The sequence below is a fragment of the Planktothrix paucivesiculata PCC 9631 genome, assembly GCF_900009265.2.
GTDB classification, from domain to species: Bacteria; Cyanobacteriota; Cyanobacteriia; order Cyanobacteriales; family Microcoleaceae; genus Planktothrix; species Planktothrix paucivesiculata.
The window spans coordinates 123664-143160 of sequence record NZ_LR735004.1 but is presented as its reverse complement, the minus strand read 5'-3'; the positions used below and the strand labels follow the sequence as shown (position 1 = coordinate 143160).

Below are 19497 nucleotides of genomic sequence, written 5' to 3'. Positions count from 1 at the left end.
GAGCAAATATCACCCCAGCAATGGGTGAAAGGAGATCAATAGATCTCCACCAGAGGGCAACACCCTTCTCCTAGTGAGAGGAGATTGCAGGCGGTTTTAACCGCTATGAGTCTGGGTTGATAGGCCATGTCCAATCATTTTCTCTCAGGTCTAAGGACACTGAGTTTCCCAATTCCTATGAGGTTTTTATGAGTGACATCGCAGAAAGAGTCAAGAAAATTATTGCAGAACAATTAGACGTTGAGGAAGAGAAAATTACTCCCGCGGCTAACTTCCTCGATGACTTAGGCGCCGATTCTCTGGATACAGTGGAACTGGTTATGGCATTAGAAGAAGAATTTGATACCGAAATTCCTGATGAAGATGCTGAAAAGATTAAGACCGTTCAAGACGCTATAAACTACATCACAGGAAACCAGCCGTAGACTACATCGACAACCAAGCCAAAGCATCGGCTTAATCTGCAACTGCGGTAAAATCAACAGAATAAGCGGAGGATTAGCCTTCCATCAGTCTTACAGAAATTTTGCTGCGGTACGACTGTCTGGATTAGGCAATCCCAACCCCTGTTAATTAAACTACTATGATTAACCTTGGTTTTGGTTCTCACTGACGTTCTGCATTTTGGGTGATCAATTTTTGAATCGACTATCATGACTACGATGAATTTGAAGCGTGTTGTTATAACAGGTTTAGGGGCAATTACTCCGCTAGGAAATACCAAGGCTCAATATTGGGACGGGTTAATCAACGGACGCAATGGAATTGGCCCAATTACCCGATTTGATGCCTCAAAGCACGATTGTCGGATTGCGGGTGAGGTAAAGGAATTTGACCCCTGTGATTACATCTCGCGCAAGGATGCCAAACGGATGGATCGCTTCGCTCAGTTTGCAGTGGCTGCGAGTCAGCAAGCTGTTTCTGATGCCGGATTCGTGATTAATGACTTAAATGCAGAACAGGTGGGTGTCATTATTGGAACGGGCATTGGCGGGCTGAAGGTGCTTGAAGATCAACAAGAGATCTATTTAACTCGTGGCCCCGATCGCTGTAGTCCGTTTATGATCCCGATGATGATTGCCAATATGGCTGCCGGACTCACGGCAATTCATACCGGGGCAAAGGGGCCTAACTCCTGTTCGGTGACAGCCTGCGCGGCTGGCTCAAACTCCGTGGGCGATGCCTTTCGTTTAATTCAACGGGGCTATGCTCAAGCGATGATTTGTGGCGGCACCGAAGCGGCTGTTACTCCGTTATCGGTGGCGGGATTTGCTGCAGCCCGGGCGCTGTCTACTCGCAATCATGAACCCCTGAAGGCCTGTCGTCCCTTTGATCGCGATCGGGATGGGTTTGTCATGGGAGAGGGAGCCGGAATTTTACTATTAGAAGAATTAGAGGGTGCTTTAAGTCGGGGCGCTCGGATTTATGCGGAAATGGTGGGTTATGGGATGACCTGTGATGCCTACCACATGACCTCCCCGGTTCCTGGGGGAGAAGGAGCCAGTCGGGCAATTTCCTTAGCGATGAAGGATGCCGGAATTACCCCGGATCAAATTAGTTATATTAATGCCCATGGAACCAGTACCTCGGCCAACGATACAACGGAAACCGCCGCAATTAAACGGGTATTAGGGGAGAGTGCTTACAAGATCACGGTCAGTTCAACTAAATCGATGACCGGTCACTTGTTAGGGGGATCGGGAGGCATTGAAGCGGTGGCGACGGCGATGGCGATTGCCGAAGATCGGGTGCCTCCGACGATTAATTTGGATAATCCCGATCCCGAATGTGATTTGGATTATGTTCCTCACCAAAGTCGCGCCCAAGTTATTAATGTGGCGTTATCCAATTCCTTTGGATTTGGCGGTCATAATGTCACCTTAGCATTTAAAAAATTTCAACCGTGATCCGCAATCCCGATCCAGGTTACAACATTTGATCCTAGGGGTTTGGTCTTGTCCCCTGATTTTCGTTTAGGTTTGGAGACCAAACCCCTAGAGTTTTTTGGCACAAATCCTAGTAGGATAGGAAAATCAATAAAATTGAATAATCCCTATTTTTGTAGTTAGCTTAGAGAGGTTATCCTTGAGTCAATCACTAGACGCCATTGCTCCCCATGGTGGACATCTTATTAATCGTATTGCAACTCCTGACCAACTACGGGAATTTTTGGAGAAAGCAGAACATTTACCTATCGTTCAGTTGGATGAGCGATCGCTTTCTGATTTAGAACTAATCGCTATTGGGGGTTTTAGTCCCCTAAGCGGGTTTATGGAACAGGCGGACTATAAAACCGTTGTTAACCAAATGCACCTGAGCAATGGTTTACCTTGGTCAATTCCGATTACTTTGTCCGTATCGGAGGAAGTCGCCTCAACCCTAAAAGAAGGGAGTTTGGTGCGTTTAGATTCCCCCGAGGGTGATTTTGTTGGGGTTTTGGAACTGACCGAAAAATATTCCTACGACAAGGAAACCGAAGCTCTGAAGGTCTATCGCACCACGGACGAAAAACATCCGGGGGTGAAGGTGGTTTATGATCAAGGGGGAGTTAATCTCGCTGGCCCGGTGTGGTTATTAGAGCGTCAATCCCATCCCTACTTCCCAAAATATCAAATTGACCCCGCAGAATCCAGGGGGATGTTTAGGGAAAAAGGCTGGAAAACTATTGTCGGATTTCAAACCCGAAATCCCATCCATCGCGCCCATGAATATATCCAAAAATGTGCTTTAGAAACCGTTGATGGCTTGTTTTTGCATCCCTTAGTCGGGGCGACAAAATCCGATGATATTCCGGCCGATGTGCGAATGCGCTGCTATGAAATTTTAATTGATCATTACTATCCTAAACAACGGGTTATTTTAGCAATTAATCCCGCCGCCATGCGTTATGCTGGGCCCCGGGAAGCGATTTTTCATGCCCTGGTGCGGAAAAATTATGGCTGTACTCATTTTATTGTGGGTCGAGATCATGCCGGGGTGGGCGACTATTATGGCACTTACGATGCTCAATATATTTTCGATGAGTTTGAACCCGGGGAATTAGGCATTACTCCGATGATGTTTGAACACGCTTTTTACTGCAAGGTAACTGAAGGAATGGCTACCAGCAAAACCAGTCCCAGTAACCCAGAACAGCGAGTTCATTTATCAGGAACTAAGGTCAGAGAATTACTCCGTCGGGGAGAATTACCGCCGCCGGAATTTTCCCGCCCAGAAGTTGCTAACGAATTGATTAAAGCGATGAAAACAAATAATCAGTAATCGATTCAGTTATCAGTTATCAGTGTAAGAGTTAATATTATAGTTAATAGTTGATTAGCTGTTTTTTAATTCTGACCTGATCATTGGTAAGGGTTAAAGATACGCCGTAGCAAGTCTAACCACTGATTACTGATTACTGATCACTGATTACTGACTTTTGGTAATGGGACTAAAACGACGGGAATTTTTACAACGGGCTGGCTTACTTCTGGCTGCGCTGGGGATTAATCAAAGATTGTATGATCAGACGAATCAAGCCTTAGCACAGCCAGCCCCACGGAAGTTAGCCCTATTAGTTGGAATTAATCAATATCCAACTACAAATCGGATTGAAGAACCGTTGCAAGGCTGTTTAACCGATGTGGAATTGCAACGGAATTTGTTATTGTATAAATTTGGTTTTCAACCCGATGATATTCTGGTATTAACTGATCAAGCAGCCACTCGCAATCAAATTGAATCTGCGTTTATTTCCCATTTAATCCAACAAGCTCAAATGGGGGATTTAGTGCTGTTTCATTTTAGTGGTTATGGTAGTTGTATTCCTCGGTCTATTTCGGGTTCTAATTTATCTCAAATTCAGCATTCTTTTCTTCCTGTTGATGCGGCTTTAGCAGAACAGGAAATTGTTAATGATATTTTAGAGGATACCTTGTGGTTGTTATTGCGATCGCTAAAAACTTCTAACGTAATTAGTATTTTAGATACGAGCTTTACCTATCCAGGATATCATCAACAAGGGACTCTAAAAATTCGCGCTGTTCCCAGTCCCCCAACCGTTAAAATTAATCTCCCAGAATTAGAGTTACAAAATAAATTATTATCGGATTTAGGTATTTCCCGTGCAGAATTAGAACAACGAAAACCCGGTCAATTACCCGGTTTGGTATTAGCAGCTTCTAAACCCTCCCAAATCGCCACGGAAGGTCGCTGGGATGGCTTTCATGCGGGATTGTTTACCTATACCCTCAGCCAGACCTTGTGGGGGGCTAGTCCACGGCAGACTTTACCGAGTCAGATGAGTCGAGTGGCCGCAGAAGTGGAACAAATTGTTGGCGACCATCAACAACCCCAACTGCGACGCACATTAACCGGGTCTAATAGCAAAACTGAATCGGAATTTTCTTTAGGGAATTTATTAGTTAATTCTAGTCCGGTTGATGGTCTGATCACGGGCGTTGATGAGTATGGGAAAATAGCTAAAATTTTATTAACGGGACTTTCTCCTTTTGTATTAGATTCCTATAGTTTAAATAGTGTATTAACAATTATATCAGATTCGGATAATTCAGAAAATCCTGTCTATTTACAACTGCGTTCTCGCACAGGATTAAGTGCTAAAGCTCAAATAAAAACCAAGAATACAACCTCATTATTAGAAATCGGACAAAAGCTGCAAGAATTAATTCGGATTTTACCCACAAAAATCGATTTAAAAATAGCTATAGATTCTCAATTATCTCGAATTGAACGAGTGGATGCAACCAGCGCCTTTTCGGATGCTTCCCGGATGACTATTGTAGCAGGTGATCAACCTGCGGATTATGTTCTGAGTCGGGTTACGGATACCACGATTGCTCAAGCCTTAAATGCACCCCTATCTCCTTTATTTCAGGGTAGATATGGCTTATTTTCTAAGGGTTTAGTCTTACTTCCCGATACGGTTGGCGAAGGAGGAGAAGCCGTAAAAGTTGCGGTGCATCGGTTAATTCCGCAACTAAAAACCCGTTTAGCAATTAAGTTATTAAGATTAACAGAAAATGAGCGTTCCTCATCTTTAAAAGTCAGAGCAACTTTAAATTTATTAGCCCCCCAATCCCAAGTTTTAATCAAACGGGAAACCCAGGGAAGAATTATTAATACAATTAATCCTATTCATTCAGAAAAAACCAAAAATATTAATTCTAGTTCTAGTTCAAATCCATCTATTATTTCAGCTTCGGAAACCCTAGGAATTGTAACGGTTCCCATCGGAAGTCGTTTACAATATAAACTGCAAAATCAGGGAGAATTTCCGGTTTACTTTCTGCTTTTTTCTATTAATAGTAAAGGACAAACTTATATTTTTAATTCAGGTTTTGATCCTCAGCAACAACAGGTTTTACCGGGTAAATCTTTAAGTTTACCTCCTGCTAATGTTAAGAGTGCAAATTCCTCGGCGGAAATTATAGGAGAAACAGTTAAAAGCCCAGTAGGATTAGCAGAAACTCACGTTATTTTAAGTCCCAGTCCCTTTATAGAAACCTTAGCTATTTCCGAGAAGAATTTCAAGGAAAAAGAAGGACTTTTAAAGTTTAATTCAGTTTCTAATCCTTTAGAGATGGCTGATGCAATTTTGCAGGATTTGGGTCGAGGTAGTCAACCTACCTTAGAAAAAATGGGGCTGATTACGGATGATTTAGCCCTGGATATTAATAGTTGGGCGACGTTAAGTTTTGTTTATCGGGTTGGTTAGAAGTTGCGGAAGATGATCTTAACTTATAATTGATTGTTTTTTAGGAGTTGTTAAGAGCGATCACATTTCAATACCTCAAAAAAGCGATCGCCTCTCCAACTTCCCACAAAAAAGCAATTAAATTAATTTAGTTTAATTACTTACTATTCAGTTGTATCTTGCTTTGTTGTTATATCATTATCATTCCATCCTTGCATAGCAGCTATTACTAAACCAGTTATTGGCGTTATACCTATTGCGGTTTCAAGTGCAGCAATTCCTCCAGCCTTTGTAACATTAATAAGTCTCTGTTTTAAAGAAGGATTTTCTTCAATTTTTTCAACTAATTTAGCTGACATCATAAGTTTCTCACTTTCAGTTGGTTTCTCACTTTCTTCGTTAAAATCACTACTTAGAGTTAATTGCTTTAATAGCTTTTGAATTTCTGCCGCCACCTCAGCAAGATTTTGATTTTCAATTGATTGATAGTGAGTTCTATTTTCTGTATTATAAATATCACCACTATATAATACACTGTTGTTATTATTTATTGTAATAGATAATGGGGATATTCTTGATTCTAATATTTTTCTAAAAGCATCTAAAGTATCAAAAGAAAATAAACCTATAATAACTATTAAAACTTGTTTAATTTCTATAGATGTATCTGTAAAAATCAATATAAATATTAAACCAACAATTAACAATGAAAGACAAATACCAACAATCAAGTTAAACATTTTATTGGTTTTATTGTTTTCTAAAGTTTCTTTGATAAGTTCTTCTGACATAGTTTTATCTCCTGTTTGAATTTTAATTATTATTAATTTCGTTTATCATTTTTGGGTTTTAAAGTTTCAAGCATATCATTTGTAGATTGTGTCATGGCTTTCCATAATTCTCCAATATCATTGAGACTATATTGAAGATTTCCTGCTAAACCAAGTATAATAAATAGAGGTGCTAGTAACGGATTAGTAGAACTTATAAAAAGATATAAACCAAAGCCAACACTGCCAATACTAGCAAAAATTTTAGCATTTTCCTTTCTTAATTCTAATTGTCGGTTAAATTCAGTTTGCTTTTGTTCATTTTGAATTTTTAATTTAACAATATCTTGTCTAATTCTCCTCTCTTTTGTGTTTTCTATTCCTTCAAACAGATCAATGATGTTTTTAATTTCTCCTAGACTATTAGATGATTTGGCACGTTCAGCTAAACTTTGACTAATAATTTTTAAATCTGAAATATTTGAATCGGACGAGGGAAAACCATCTGTTAATTCAAATGAATTGACAGGAAGGATGTTTGCTTCTTTTTTTTCTGTTTCTAAATTTTCATTCATGTTAAAAGAATTATGGACATTTAGTAGATTGAAATAACATAACAACAGTTTACTTAAAAGATGATTTGATTATATATCAAGGTGAGTCCATTAAGACCCCCCTAATAATCATACTACACCAAAACCTCCTCTAACTTAGGCATTTCCTCTACAGAAATCACCCGACCAAAATCCTCAAAACCCGCAATCTCATCAAAATTGAGAAACGGTATCAATCTCCTTAAATGGGTCAACTTTGTGGGCAACAATCACCATATATTCCTCAAAGATGATCTTTTTACGCTTATCCCTAAAATTATACTACTTTATTGTCGCAGGATCAATATCTAAAGTATAGCAGAAAGATTGTTTCCATATATATTGACATCCATTTTGCTCTAAAATCTTAATTAAAGCTCTCGGTTTCAAAGAAGGTACGTTTTTAGGCATAAACTTTTCTCAACTCGTAACTGTCTGAAGACTCCGAATCTTCCAAAGTGAGAAATTCATGTAATTCATTAATAGAAATAGGACTGATATAAATATCGGGTTCATTTTCATAAATTTCTGACCATGAATCAATGGCCTCCTTGAGTTTATCAATGGATATTTCGGGTGTATTTCCTTGTCCTACAATTCGATTCTCTAAACACAAAGAAACCCAATAATCTGTACTTTTTTTGAGAATAACAGTGTAAAAATCCATGCTGTTTAACCAGGTAAAAAGATTAATTGCTTTTAAGGGAAAGAGATCCCAATCATTGTTTTTAGTCACAACACCAGTATATAAAACAATTCCCCCCATTCCCTCGCACCGGAAGGGGGGTTAGGGGGGTTAGGTCAACGCCGGAATACCCAAAATATCCTCAATTTTCGGCATTTCTTCTAAGGGAATTACCCGACCTTCATCTTCAAATCCGGCAATTTGATCGAAGTTCAAATAACGGTATAAATCCGCCGCAAACGGGTCAACTTTTTGGGTCACAATTTCCCGATATTCTTCAACTGTTGGAATGCGTCCTAATAACGCACAAACCGCCGCTAATTCTGCCGAACCTAAATAGACTCGCGCATCCTTCCCCATGCGGTTATTAAAGTTGCGAGTTGAGGTAGAAAACACCGTTACCCCATCTTCAACTCGGGCTTGATTTCCCATACAAAGGGAACATCCGGGCATCTCTGTTCTTGCCCCAACCGCATCAAAAACCTGATAAATTCCTTCATCCCGCAATTGCTTTTCATCCATGCGAGTTGGGGGACAAATCCACAGACGAACATTCGTTTTCGCTGCCCCTTCTAATATCTTAGCAGCCGCCCGATAATGCCCAATATTCGTCATACAAGAACCGATGAATACCTCATCAATTTTATCTCCCGTACATTCCGACATTAACTTAATATTATCGGGGTCATTGGGAGCCGCCACAATCGGTTCTTTGATCTGGTTCAAATCCACTTCAATAATATCAGCATATTCCGCATCGCTATCGGCTGTCATTAACACCGGATTTGCTAACCATTGTTCCATTTTAGCCACCCGTCGCATCATGGTTCTGGCGTCTTGATAACCCCGGGCGACCATATTAGTCATGAGGGCAACATTAGACCGTAAATACTCGGCAATGGTTTCTTGACTGAGCTTAATCGTAGACCCCGCACAAGACCGTTCGGCCGTTGCGTCGGTCAATTCAAAGGCTTGTTCCACTTTTAAATCCGGTAAGCCTTCCATTTCCATAATCCGACCATTGAAAACATTTTTCTTGTTTGCCTTCTCCGTCGTTAACTTGCCTTGCTGCATGGCAACGTAGGGAATGGCGTTAACAATATCCCGTAGGGTCACACCCGGTTGTAATTCTCCTTTAAATCTGACTAACACCGATTCCGGCATATCCAAAGGCATCACCCCCAAGGCGGCGGCAAAGGCGACCAACCCCGAACCCGCCGGGAAGGAAATCCCCAGGGGAAAACGGGTGTGGGAGTCGCCCCCAGTTCCCACCGTATCGGGTAACAACATCCGGTTTAACCAAGAGTGAATAATCCCATCCCCCGGACGCAACGCCACACCGCCACGAGTGGAGAAGAAATCGGGTAATAGTTGATGGGTTTTGATGTCAACGGGTTTGGGGTAGGCGGCGGTGTGACAGAAACTCTGCATCACCAAATCGGCTGAAAATCCTAAACAGGCGAGTTCTTTTAACTCATCCCGGGTCATCGGGCCTGTAGTATCCTGAGAACCTACGGTGGTCATCAACGGTTCGCAGGATGTCCCCGGACGTACACCTGGTAACCCGCAGGCTTTTCCGACCATTTTCTGGGCGAGGGTAAAGCCTTTTCCGGTGTCTTCGGGTAGGGAGGGACGGACAAATAAGGTGCTGGGTGCAAGTCCCAAGGCGGCGCGGGTTTTATCGGTTAAGCTGCGACCGATTAATAATGGAATCCGACCCCCGGCCCGGACTTCATCTAAAATCGTATCGGGTTTGAGGGTAAAGGTGGAAATCACCTCTCCGGCTTCGTTAGTAATTTCACCGTTGTAGGGATAAATAGTAATCACATCCCCGGTATTCAGTTTACTGACATCACATTCAATCGGTAAAGCGCCCGAGTCTTCGGCCGTATTAAAGAAAATTGGGGCAATTTTTCCCCCGAGAATATAGCCCCCAGACCGTTTATTAGGAACGTAGGGAATATCATTACCAATATACCATAACACGGAGTTAATCGCTGATTTCCGAGAAGAACCCGTACCGACGACATCTCCGACATAAGCGACGGGATGCCCTTTTTTCTTCAGTTCAGCTAGGGTTTCTAAGCCTCCGGGCATCCGACTTTCTAACATCGCTAGGGCGTGTAAGGGAATATCGGGGCGGGTGGTGGCGTGGGGGGCTGGAGAAAGGTCATCGGTGTTGGTTTCCCCAGGAACTTTAAAGACAGTCACGGTAATGCTTTTGGCGAGTTTCGGACGTCCGATAAACCAGTCCGCTTCCGCCCAAGCGTCTAACACCTGTTTGGCGTAGGGGTTAACTTCTGCTAAGGCCAAAACATCGTTAAAGGAGTCGAAGACTAACAGGGTTTTGCTGAGGGCGGTGGCGGCGGCGGCGGCGATATTCTCATCCCTAACTTTCAGCAGGTCGATGAGGGACTGGACGTTATACCCGCCCACCATTGTCCCTAAAAGGGAAACGGCGCCTTGATGGGAAATTAGGGGGCTGGTGATTTCGTCTTTGGCAATAGCGGTTAAAAAGGCGGCTTTAACATAGGCGGCTTCATCGACACCGGGGGGGATACGGTCTCTGAGCAATGTCATCAAGAATTCTTTCTCCTCCTCCGGCGGGTTTTTCAAAAGTTCGCAGAGTTCGGAGGTTTGTTCGGCGCTCAGAGGAAGCGGCGGAATTCCCAGTTGGGCGCGTTCTTCGGCGTGTTGACGATAGGCTTGTAGCATGGGTTGGGGTGTTCTCCTATAATGGTTTGATTGGTGTGATTTTAGGGCTTAATGGTTGGGTAGGGGTCAACGGCCGTTGACCCCTACAGGTTATTGTAATGGGATTGGGAAATAGGTTAAAGTTATGGGTAAACTAAAATTGCAAAAATTTGTATTTTGGTAATCCTGATGAAAGGTCAAACTCATAAAGGTATTTTAGTTAAATGGAAAGATGATCAAGGTTTTGGTTTTATTAAATCAGAAACCAATAGAAAAGAAGTTTTTATTCATATAAGTGCTATTCCTAAACAAAGTCGTCGCCCCAAAATAGGAGATACAATTATCTATGAATTAAAGATTGAAGATAATGGTAAGTTTAAAGCTAATTCTGCTACGATTCAAGGCGTTAAAATTAAATCTTTATCTAATAAAATAAATACTACTCGAAATAAAAACAAAAATAATAATTTATTTGCTAAACTTATTGGATTAATTGGAATGGGATTTTTTGCAATTATCGCACAAAATTTTATTTCTAGTAGTTCGCCACCAATAGTTCAATCAGTAATCAAACCAGGTTGTGAAATCAAAGGCAACATATCTCAAAATAGTGGGAAAAAATATTATCATGTTCCAGGAATGGAAGATTATGAATCTACGGTAATTAGTCCTGAATATGGTGAAAAATGGTTTTGCACGGAACAAGAAGCTATTTCTAATGGATGGGTTAAAGCACCAAATTAATCTGTAATGGTGTAGGGGTGAACGGCCGTTCGCCCCTACGATGTAATCAAGATGGAATCAACATTTATCATTAAATCTAAAATTATGAAATACAATCCTGATCTACATAAACGTCAATCCATTCGATTAAGAGGATATGATTATTCTCAATCAGGTTTTTATTTCATTACAATTTGTTGTTATCAACGTGAATGTTTATTTGGAAATATTATTAATAGTCAAATGGAGTTAAATAATTTGGGAGGATTAGTTAAAGAAGAATGGGTAAAATCAGCAGAAATTAGAAAAGAAATTGAATTAGGTGAATTTGTAATTATGCCTAATCATTTTCATGGAATTATTATTATTGATCAGGAAATAAATCAAAATGTTGATAATTATAATCATGTTAATACAAATGACGTAGGGGCGAACGGCCGTTCGCCCCTACAGGAAATTCAATCATCACAGCAAGAAATATCAATGAAACCTAAATCTTTATCGTCATTAATAGCAGGTTTTAAATCGGCAACAACGAAGAAAATCAATATTATTCGTGATACACCTAAAAATCCAGTTTGGCAACGTAATTATTATGATCATATTATTAGAAATGATGAATCTTTAGAAAGAATTAGAGAATATGTCCAAAATAATCCTTTATCTTGGGAAAATGATCAATTACATCCTAATAATCCTTCTAAATGGTAATGAGTGCGATCGCTTCTTGGAAGGGGAGATCGGTAATATGTTACAAAAGATTAACCCCGTTGATTAACTGATGACCCATAGTAATATCTGGGTTAAAATCAAGTCTAAAATAACAAACGAGAGGATAATTGTGTTAGAATTGCTACGAACCCTCATTCAAAGTATTCAACCCTTTTTAGTCCCGACTTGCTTTGTTTTGGCTTGGGGATTATTGATTTTGATGACTTGCAGTATTATGGCTGCAATTGGGAATACGGTGAAACAAGCCAAACAAATGCACCAAATCCCTTGTACTCATTGTATATTCTTTACCGGGGACTATCACCTCAAATGTCCGGTACAACCAACTATTGCCCTATCTGAAGCTGCTATTAACTGTCCAGACTATAGTAGTTGTCACCCTACTTCTACCCTCTAATTTACCCAAAAATTCAGGATTTCTGAATTCGTAGATCACATTTCGGAGAATGTATCGATCGTTTTCTCCTGTGCTTTTTTGAAAACATCCTAATAATTGGGATCAAAAATTATAATTAATAATTAAAATTGGCTATCATTTTCAGTGATGACGATGATCGCAAATTAACGTATAATCAAAAACTTAATAGTTAATCCTAGAAACTATGAATATCATCCAACTCGATGTCCGCCTAACTGTTATTGTGGGAATTTTAGTCCTGTATTTGGGAAAATACTTAACTAAAAAGATTAAATTCCTTCAGAATTTTAATATCCCTGACGCGGTTTCTGGAGGTGTCCTCGCCTCCTTGTTTTTTGGGATTTGTTATGGAATTTTTAAACAGCAAATCGAATTTAATCTCTATATTCGCGATACTTTATTGATTGTTTTTTTTACCACAATAGGGCTTTCTGCTAAACTGAAAACCTTGATTAAAGGGGGCAAACCCCTATTCATTTTGTTGGTCGCGGCGGTCTTTTATTTGATTGTACAAAATATGACCGGGGTGGCGATCGCAGCCTTGACGGGGTTAAAGTTGCCTATTGGGTTGCTGGCGGGGTCAGTTTCCCTCAGTGGCGGACATGGGACTGTCATCGCCTGGTCTCCCCTCTTTCGGGATACCTATGGCATTGCCAACGCGCCAGAAATAGGGATTGCGAGTGCCACCTTTGGTTTAGTCTTTGGAGGAATTATTGGAGGGCCGATCGCTAAATTTTTAATTAATAAAAACCGACTCCAAGCTAATAATCCTAATCAGGATTTAACTATTAGCATCAAGGAAGATGAGAAAAATGTCACAATTGACTATAACACCATGCTAAATTCCGTTTTGGTGATTGCTATTGCCATAACTTTAGGACTAGAAATTAATCTAATCGCCACGGCAATGGGTTTAAAATTACCCATTTTTGTCAGTTGTTTGTTAGCTGGAATTATTCTCACCAATACTGTCCCCTTGGGATTCAAACGCTTTCCTTGGCCGTCTGATACTCCAGCTTTGGCGTTAATCTCCGATGTCAGTCTGGGCTTGTTTTTATCGATGTCTTTAATGAGTTTGCAGTTATGGACATTGGTGGATTTAGCTGGGCCGATCGCCCTATTATTGCTGGTGCAGTTATTCATGATCACGGTTTATACGATTTTTGTCGTGTTTCCCGTCATGGGCAAAAACTATGATGCGGCGGTGATTTCGGCCGGATATTCAGGACTGGCATTAGGGGCAACTCCCACGGCGATCGCTAATATGACCGCCGTAACCGAAAATTTTGGAGCGTCACCCCAAGCCTTTATTATTGTTCCGTTAGTGGGCGCTTTTTTTATTGATATTGCCAACGCCCTGATCATCCAAAATTTTCTCGATTTTCTCTCGTAGTCAGCCCTTCAGGGCTGAAGTCCTCTTGAGTTGGGCAAAAAAGAGAGATATATTCGATGGGTGCTGGTTACTCCCCGGAAAGACGACCGATAACCGCCGCCGCCGCCGCTTCACCCGTCCGCACCGCCCCATCGAAAAAACCAGGCCAACGCTCGGCGATCTCTGTTCCAGCCCAATGAATCCGTCCCACCGGGGTGGCAATGGCATCCCCGAAATTTGTCCAGACACCGGGCGGCAGAAAGGCGGCATATCCTCCCCCGACCCAGGGATTAGCGGGCCAGTCCAGAACATCGAAGGTGGTGGGCAGTAGGGCCTGATCCCCCAAATAAGCCGCCAGATCCGATAAAATAGCCGAACGACGTTCAGGCTCAGTTAAAACCTGCCAGTGATGATAGTGATCGCCCATCACAAAAGTAGCAATCACTCCTTTACCACTGCGCGGATCGGAGCTATCGGCAAATAGTTCAATCCACTGGCTGTTACCCATGCCCACACCCGCCAGTCCTTTTTCCCGCCAAAACGGAGATTCATAGGAAATCAGGATTTTGGCTAGGGTTCCCATGGGAAACCGTTGGGTAAGCTGTTGACGGGTTGCTGGTAAAGGCGGATCATAGTTAATCCGACCACTGAGATAAGGCGGCATGGCGACAATCACAAACTGGGCTTTATAGCTGTTTTGCCCGGTGGTGACTTCCACACCGACTTGATCCTGGCTAATCTTGACCACGGGTTCATTGATCTGGATTTGATTCCCCAGTTCCGCCGCTATCACCCCGGGAATCTGTCCCGCCCCACCATGGATCAATTCCGCTTCTGGATGCTCCGATTGTGAGGCACAACGATTCCCCCAAAGGACGTGCAGCAGGGAGACTTCACCGGGTTCGGCCGGCCCCAGGAAGCCAACGGCACGAACCATGTAGGAAAAGTACCAATGACCAAAATCGGTTTTGGTATTTTCACCGATCCACTGGGCAAAGGTTTGAGCATCGAGCCGTTTATGTTCAGGCTCTCGACCGGGGTGTTCCAAGGGCAGAGACTGGGAAAGTTCCTCAAAACGATGCCAAGCCTGGATCGCATCGTCCCATTCTTCCTGACTAATCTCAGGACGTTCTCCTTCGGCAAATCCTTGAAAGAAGCCGTTAAATTCTGACCGATGCCCATTATATAAAAATACTGTTTTTCCCTCTAAAGGTGAAGGAAAGCGAGGGATTTTATACTCATCTAACAGAGCCAGAAACCGATCTTGGGTCGGCCCCACCCATTGACCTCCAAAATCAATATATTGATTCGGTGCAATCTGTTGACCATACATCCGTCCACCAATTCGATCCTGGGCCTCCAAAACCAAAATCTGATGACCCGCCCTTTGAAGGTTACGAGCGGCTATCAGTCCAGACAATCCAGATCCTACGACAATGCAGTCATAGTTGGTAATTTCTGTTTCTAACATAGTTAATGCTTTAAAATTGACTTGATAAAATTGATCTGATTATAGAATTAGATTGACAAAAAATAGGTTTTTCCATCAGTAATAGCTCGGTTGTATGTTAATATGTTCATTGATCTATAAATCACTTGAAAAAGGCAATAACAAAGAATGATCACTCGTCAAGATCTCAAGCAATTACAGTCTCTAATCAATGTTCCTGCCGTTTCAATTTTGTTACCGACCCATCGGACATCACCGGATAATAAACAAGACCCCATTCGGGTTAAAAATTTGGTAGATGAGGCAAAAACTCGCCTGGGTGAAGAATTTTCTCAGAGAGAGTTAGAACCCTTGTTGAATCGACTTGATACCTTGGTGAGTGAAATTAACTACCCCCATACCCTTGACGGATTAGCATTATATGTGAGTCATGAATTTGCCCAACTCTATTACCTGCCTTTTTCTGTCCCCGCACGGGTTGTGATTGATAAAACCTTTGCTACCCGGGATTTAGTCTATGGGTTACACCGAGATCAACGCTATTGGGTTTTTCTGTTAAGCGAAAACTCTACACGCTTACTGGCTGGAACGGGACAAACCCTAGAAGAAGTTGAAGACGGAAACTTCCCGATGCAAATGACTGGCCCGGGAGCGACGGCCCCGATTCCCTTCGATGCGGATACGGCTTACCTCGACGACCGATATCGTCGGTTTTTTCAGCAGGTGGATAGTACCTTCACGGAATATGCCCAGGATGAGTCACTGCCTTTAATTGTGGGCGGCGTAGTTCGCCAAGTCTCCTTCTTCCAAGAGGTTTCTCAATATACTTCAGCGATCGCCGGGACTCTGAGTGGCAATTTTGATCGAGCCAGTCTTTCTGAACTCAGCCTCCAAGTATGGCCAATTGTTCAGTCAGTCCGCGAAGCCAAACAAGCCAGTGCCCTCGCCTCCTTAGATGTGGCCATGGGAATTAAGGCGGTGGTTTCTACCATTGAAGAAACCTGGCGATTGGCCCAGGAAGGTCGAGGCAAATTGCTTTTGGTGGAAAAAAATTACCATGTCCCCGCCATCTTAACTGAAAACGGAGGTCTGGAGTTAGTGGAAGCGGCCGGCGGTACGGAGGTCATGGACGATGCTGTAGATGAAATTATCGAAGCAGTGCTGGCTAAGGGCGGCGAGGTAGCTATTGTAGACGATGGAGCGCTTTCGGCTCACCAAGGAATTGCTTTAATTTTGCGATACTAATTTTTGTAACCTGTGTAGGGGTAGTTCATGAATTACCCCTATTGCCGGATTTTTCTACCGGGAAAATATCCCCGTTCCTCTGAGGACATCCAGAAAGGCAAAAACCGCAGGAACATGGAAACCATTCGACCAGAGGGCGGCACCGATGACTCGTTCCAGGGGGACGGGTAGCGCTCGGACTTGGACTTGCGGCGGAATCGGTAACGCAGCTAAACGGGGTAAAATTGCGGCCCCTAATCCTTGAGCCACCATACTCACAATCGTTGAATCTTCTTTAATTTGATAGGCAACTTTTAAGGATTGTCCTGATTTTGCCCAATGTTCGCGCACCGCAGAAGTACATTCGGCATAATTGAATAAAATAAAAGAGTAAGTCGATAGTTGTTCCCAGCTTAAGGTTTCAGGGATTTGACCAACTGAAGTGGGTAATAAAACCACATATTCATCCCGGGCAATTTCCCATGTTTCAAATTCCTCAGACCGGGGTAAGGGAAGTAACCCAATATCCACTTGACCGGTGCGTAAACTGTGTTCAATTCCGAGGGGATCGGTTTCGGTAATCGTAATTTCTACATCGGGAAAACGGCTACGAAATTGGGCAACTTTTGAGGGGAGGATATGGGTTGCCGCACTGCGAAAGGATGCTACCCGAATTTTCCCCCGGTGTAAGCCTTTTTCTAAATTGACTTCATGATCGATTTTTTCCCGCAGTTCTAAGATTTTACTCGCGTGTACCATCACCCGTTCTCCAATCAGGGTGGGACGAGCGCCAAACCGTCCTCGCAGCAGTAAGGGAAGACCCAGTTCATCTTCCAAAGCCGCGATCGCCCGACTAACGGCGGATTGAGAGATACTTAAACTCAATGCTGCTTCTGAAAAGCTTCCTTCTTCTGCTACTGCTAGTAAAATTTCAAGTTGGTCAATATTCATCTTCCTTTTAGCTGTTCGCTACTCGCCATGAGCTTCTATACTCATCGAGAAAATTTTAACTTGAGTGGGGGTTAGAGGAAATCGAATTCTGTGTCAGAATTGTTTGATCTCATCCTGCGGACTTTTCCCTGGCGAAAAAAATCACAGCAGAGTTAGAGAGTTTTATTATAAATTATATTATACTAACTTTTAGTCAGTGTTTCACCCAAAGTTTCTAGTATAACTGGTTCTAATTGACTAGAATTAATGATTTATTTATATTAAATTCCTCCTGAATAATATGTCTAAACTCAATTTTTTAAATTCTCCGAAAAAATGGATATATTTTTCTGTTTCAGGTGTATTTTTAATTTTATTGCTCTTAGGTTTATTTCGGTTTGACAATAAAATTCGTCGAGGTCATCAAGCCCAAGGTCGATCAATTTTAAAAACTTTGATTAAAAATCAAAATCAACAATTAAAAACCTATGGTAAATTTACACCCAACTTAGAAAACTTATATCGAGGAACATCAAAAGGAATCGGAACCTATAAATTTAAAATGACGGTAGAATCCGATCGGGTATTCTTTGAAGCGATTCCAATTATTTGGCGGCGAGTTAGTTACTCGGGAGCTTTATTTAAGATTAAAATAGATAACTCTGTCGTGCTGGTGGGAGGAATTTGTAAAAGTTCTCGCTCCTCGATGACTGCTCCCACTCCGATTCAACCTCCTTTTCCTAACTTTCATCAAGTGCGCTGTCCTCTTGATGCCGAATTGGTAGAATCGATGAAGTTTTCTCAGTAAAATATAAAATTAATTGAAATCAGGATTAATGTCTAAATTAAAACAATTTTTTGCTCAAAATTTAAAAGTAATAAGTCGGACTTTTATATCAATTTTTATCTGTCTTGGACTATTTTTCTTAATTGCTTATCCTTCCTTTGATGCTAAAGTTCGCAACGTCAAACAAGTGGAAGCAAGACAAATTTTATTAGCTTTCATTGAAAATCAAAATTATCAGTTAAAACATTATAATAAGTTTACACCTAAATTAGACAATTTATATCGAGGAACTGCTCAGGGAACCCGTAACTATCAATATAAAATGAAAGTGGAATCAGATCAAGTATTATTTGAAGCTTCCGCAAAGGTTCCTCGGATTAAAAGTTATTCCGGTGCATTGTTTATCGTTAAAATAGAAAGTTCTATGGTGGGAGTCGGCGGAATTTGCCAAAGCGATGACTTAACCTCTATTCCTCCCACTCCGATTCTACCTCCGACCCCTGGTTCTAAAGTAATTCGTTGTCCTGCGGGTTCTCAATTAATCCAAGTCAGGGAGTTTACCAATTAAAATGATTCAGGATATGACCATATTCCCAGGGTTTCGTATTATTCTATAATTATCCTCTTTTCTCCCCTAAAAATTGCTAACTAACTAGAATTTGAGAAAAATGAATCAATCTAAAAAAAATTTAGGTAAAGTATATTTAGTTGGTGCGGGGCCAGGAGATCCCGGATTATTAACTATTAAGGGAAAAACATTATTACAATTGGCAGATCTAGTAATTTATGATGCCTTAGTTAGTGATCAAATCTTGGATTTAATTAACCCTAAAGCCGAAAAAATTAATGCCGGGAAACGGCGAGGTAAACATTCATTATTTCAAGAAGAAACTACTCAATTGTTAATTGAAAAAGCTCAAATTCATGCCATTGTTGTGCGATTAAAAGGGGGAGATCCTTTTATTTTTGGTCGGGGTGGCGAAGAAATGGAAGACTTAATTAAAGCCGGAATTTCTGTAGAAGTTGTCCCCGGAATTACTTCGGGAATTGCGGCGCCTGCTTATGCGGGAATTCCCTTAACCCATCGAGATCATAGTTCATCTGTTACCTTTGTAACTGGTCATGAAACCGCCGGAAAATATCGGCCCCAGGTGAATTGGGATGCGATCGCCAAGGGTTCAGAAACCATTGTAATTTATATGGGAGTTCACAATTTACCCTATATTATTCAACAGTTAACCCAAGCTGGAAAGTCCCCAGAAACACCGATCGCCTTAATTCGCTGGGGAACTCGACCGGAGCAAGAGGAGTTAATTGCTAGTTTAGAAACAATTGTTCAAAAAGTAGAAGAAACGGGTTTTGAAGCTCCGGCGATCGCTGTCATTGGTTCTGTTGTTAACTTAAAAAAGTGTTAACTCTGATTA

General features: G+C 41.7%; 18 protein-coding genes. 12 read left to right on the top strand and 6 right to left on the bottom strand.

Features of this window, described 5'->3' with window-relative positions; all coding sequences use genetic code 11:
- Window positions 1-188: 188 nt before the first annotated feature.
- From acpP to PL9631_RS06800, 4 genes are all read left to right on the top strand, one after another.
- Window positions 189-425 carry an acyl carrier protein gene (gene acpP / locus PL9631_RS06815; RefSeq protein WP_083618331.1) on the top strand — a complete coding sequence of 79 codons (237 nt, stop codon included), beginning with the start codon at window positions 189-191 and terminating at the stop codon, window positions 423-425.
- A 228-nt stretch (window positions 426-653) separates the two neighbouring features.
- On the top strand, window positions 654-1907 hold the full coding sequence (gene fabF, locus PL9631_RS06810; RefSeq protein ID WP_083618328.1) for a beta-ketoacyl-ACP synthase II: 1254 nt from the start codon (window positions 654-656) through the stop codon (window positions 1905-1907).
- Window positions 1908-2085: 178 nt separating this feature from the next.
- Complete coding sequence (gene sat / locus PL9631_RS06805; RefSeq protein WP_083618326.1) at window positions 2086-3261, top strand: sulfate adenylyltransferase; 1176 nt, start codon at window positions 2086-2088, stop codon at window positions 3259-3261.
- A 163-nt stretch (window positions 3262-3424) separates the two neighbouring features.
- Window positions 3425-5716, top strand: a complete 2292-nt coding sequence (locus tag PL9631_RS06800; protein ID WP_083618324.1) for a caspase family protein — start codon at window positions 3425-3427, stop codon at window positions 5714-5716.
- A gap of 143 nt (window positions 5717-5859) precedes the next feature.
- Here PL9631_RS06800 and PL9631_RS06795 read toward each other — a convergent pair whose 3' ends face one another.
- The 4 genes from PL9631_RS06795 to acnB form a co-directional block, all read right to left on the bottom strand.
- Complete coding sequence (locus PL9631_RS06795) at window positions 5860-6486, bottom strand: hypothetical protein (protein WP_083618322.1); 627 nt, start codon at window positions 6484-6486, stop codon at window positions 5860-5862.
- 32 nt (window positions 6487-6518) lie between these two features.
- Window positions 6519-7040, bottom strand: coding sequence for a hypothetical protein (locus PL9631_RS06790; RefSeq protein WP_083618321.1), 522 nt, complete (start codon window positions 7038-7040; stop codon window positions 6519-6521).
- Window positions 7041-7461: 421 nt separating this feature from the next.
- Complete coding sequence (locus PL9631_RS06785; protein ID WP_083618416.1) at window positions 7462-7725, bottom strand: hypothetical protein; 264 nt, start codon at window positions 7723-7725, stop codon at window positions 7462-7464.
- 129 nt (window positions 7726-7854) lie between these two features.
- On the bottom strand, window positions 7855-10458 hold the full coding sequence (gene acnB / locus PL9631_RS06780) for a bifunctional aconitate hydratase 2/2-methylisocitrate dehydratase (RefSeq protein ID WP_083618319.1): 2604 nt from the start codon (window positions 10456-10458) through the stop codon (window positions 7855-7857).
- A 168-nt stretch (window positions 10459-10626) separates the two neighbouring features.
- On the opposite strand from acnB, the gene PL9631_RS06775 reads away from it, so the two are divergent.
- From PL9631_RS06775 to gltS, 4 genes are all read left to right on the top strand, one after another.
- Window positions 10627-11181, top strand: a complete 555-nt coding sequence (locus PL9631_RS06775) for a cold shock domain-containing protein (protein WP_083618317.1) — start codon at window positions 10627-10629, stop codon at window positions 11179-11181.
- A 51-nt stretch (window positions 11182-11232) separates the two neighbouring features.
- Window positions 11233-11871 (top strand): transposase, encoded by a 639-nt coding sequence (locus PL9631_RS06770; RefSeq protein WP_231516661.1) that lies wholly within the window; start codon window positions 11233-11235, stop codon window positions 11869-11871.
- A 130-nt stretch (window positions 11872-12001) separates the two neighbouring features.
- Window positions 12002-12289, top strand: a complete 288-nt coding sequence (locus PL9631_RS06765) for a hypothetical protein (RefSeq protein WP_083618314.1) — start codon at window positions 12002-12004, stop codon at window positions 12287-12289.
- A 205-nt stretch (window positions 12290-12494) separates the two neighbouring features.
- Entirely contained in the window at window positions 12495-13703 is a 1209-nt protein-coding gene (gltS, locus tag PL9631_RS06760; protein WP_083618312.1) for a sodium/glutamate symporter, read from the top strand.
- A gap of 67 nt (window positions 13704-13770) precedes the next feature.
- Here the strand turns inward: gltS and PL9631_RS06755 are convergent, their stop codons facing one another.
- On the bottom strand, window positions 13771-15153 hold the full coding sequence (locus PL9631_RS06755) for a flavin monoamine oxidase family protein (RefSeq protein WP_083618310.1): 1383 nt from the start codon (window positions 15151-15153) through the stop codon (window positions 13771-13773).
- 147 nt (window positions 15154-15300) lie between these two features.
- Here PL9631_RS06755 and PL9631_RS06750 point away from each other — a divergent pair, with 147 nt between their 5' ends.
- Window positions 15301-16377 (top strand): AOC03_06830 family ribosome hibernation factor, encoded by a 1077-nt coding sequence (locus PL9631_RS06750; RefSeq protein WP_083618308.1) that lies wholly within the window; start codon window positions 15301-15303, stop codon window positions 16375-16377.
- A gap of 54 nt (window positions 16378-16431) precedes the next feature.
- On the opposite strand, the gene PL9631_RS06745 is transcribed toward PL9631_RS06750, so the two are convergent.
- Window positions 16432-17307 carry a LysR family transcriptional regulator gene (locus PL9631_RS06745; RefSeq protein ID WP_083618306.1) on the bottom strand — a complete coding sequence of 292 codons (876 nt, stop codon included), beginning with the start codon at window positions 17305-17307 and terminating at the stop codon, window positions 16432-16434.
- Between the two features lie 280 nt (window positions 17308-17587).
- On the opposite strand from PL9631_RS06745, the gene PL9631_RS06740 reads away from it, so the two are divergent.
- From PL9631_RS06740 to cobA, 3 genes are all read left to right on the top strand, one after another.
- Window positions 17588-18094 carry a type IV pilin-like G/H family protein gene (locus PL9631_RS06740; RefSeq protein WP_083618304.1) on the top strand — a complete coding sequence of 169 codons (507 nt, stop codon included), beginning with the start codon at window positions 17588-17590 and terminating at the stop codon, window positions 18092-18094.
- Between the two features lie 28 nt (window positions 18095-18122).
- Window positions 18123-18641: a type IV pilin-like G/H family protein gene (locus PL9631_RS06735; protein ID WP_083618302.1), complete on the top strand. Its 519-nt coding sequence runs from the start codon at window positions 18123-18125 to the stop codon at window positions 18639-18641.
- A 100-nt stretch (window positions 18642-18741) separates the two neighbouring features.
- Window positions 18742-19488, top strand: a complete 747-nt coding sequence (gene cobA / locus PL9631_RS06730; RefSeq protein WP_083618300.1) for a uroporphyrinogen-III C-methyltransferase — start codon at window positions 18742-18744, stop codon at window positions 19486-19488.
- Window positions 19489-19497 lie beyond the last annotated feature (9 nt).

Excerpts from the sequence above, each read along its gene's own strand:
- acpP (WP_083618331.1), top strand. The coding sequence starts at position 189 with ATGAGTGACATCGCAGAAAGAGTCAAGAAAATTATTGCAGAACAATTA.
- fabF (WP_083618328.1), top strand. The coding sequence starts at position 654 with ATGACTACGATGAATTTGAAGCGTGTTGTTATAACAGGTTTAGGGGCA.
- PL9631_RS06800 (WP_083618324.1), top strand. The coding sequence starts at position 3,425 with ATGGGACTAAAACGACGGGAATTTTTACAACGGGCTGGCTTACTTCTG.
- PL9631_RS06795 (WP_083618322.1), bottom strand. The coding sequence starts at position 6,486 with ATGTCAGAAGAACTTATCAAAGAAACTTTAGAAAACAATAAAACCAAT.
- PL9631_RS06790 (WP_083618321.1), bottom strand. The coding sequence starts at position 7,040 with ATGAATGAAAATTTAGAAACAGAAAAAAAAGAAGCAAACATCCTTCCT.
- PL9631_RS06785 (WP_083618416.1), bottom strand. The coding sequence starts at position 7,725 with ATGGATTTTTACACTGTTATTCTCAAAAAAAGTACAGATTATTGGGTT.
- acnB (WP_083618319.1), bottom strand. The coding sequence starts at position 10,458 with ATGCTACAAGCCTATCGTCAACACGCCGAAGAACGCGCCCAACTGGGA.
- PL9631_RS06775 (WP_083618317.1), top strand. The coding sequence starts at position 10,627 with ATGAAAGGTCAAACTCATAAAGGTATTTTAGTTAAATGGAAAGATGAT.
- PL9631_RS06770 (WP_231516661.1), top strand. The coding sequence starts at position 11,233 with ATGGAATCAACATTTATCATTAAATCTAAAATTATGAAATACAATCCT.
- gltS (WP_083618312.1), top strand. The coding sequence starts at position 12,495 with ATGAATATCATCCAACTCGATGTCCGCCTAACTGTTATTGTGGGAATT.
- PL9631_RS06755 (WP_083618310.1), bottom strand. The coding sequence starts at position 15,153 with ATGTTAGAAACAGAAATTACCAACTATGACTGCATTGTCGTAGGATCT.
- PL9631_RS06750 (WP_083618308.1), top strand. The coding sequence starts at position 15,301 with ATGATCACTCGTCAAGATCTCAAGCAATTACAGTCTCTAATCAATGTT.
- PL9631_RS06745 (WP_083618306.1), bottom strand. The coding sequence starts at position 17,307 with ATGAATATTGACCAACTTGAAATTTTACTAGCAGTAGCAGAAGAAGGA.
- PL9631_RS06740 (WP_083618304.1), top strand. The coding sequence starts at position 17,588 with ATGTCTAAACTCAATTTTTTAAATTCTCCGAAAAAATGGATATATTTT.
- PL9631_RS06735 (WP_083618302.1), top strand. The coding sequence starts at position 18,123 with ATGTCTAAATTAAAACAATTTTTTGCTCAAAATTTAAAAGTAATAAGT.
- cobA (WP_083618300.1), top strand. The coding sequence starts at position 18,742 with ATGAATCAATCTAAAAAAAATTTAGGTAAAGTATATTTAGTTGGTGCG.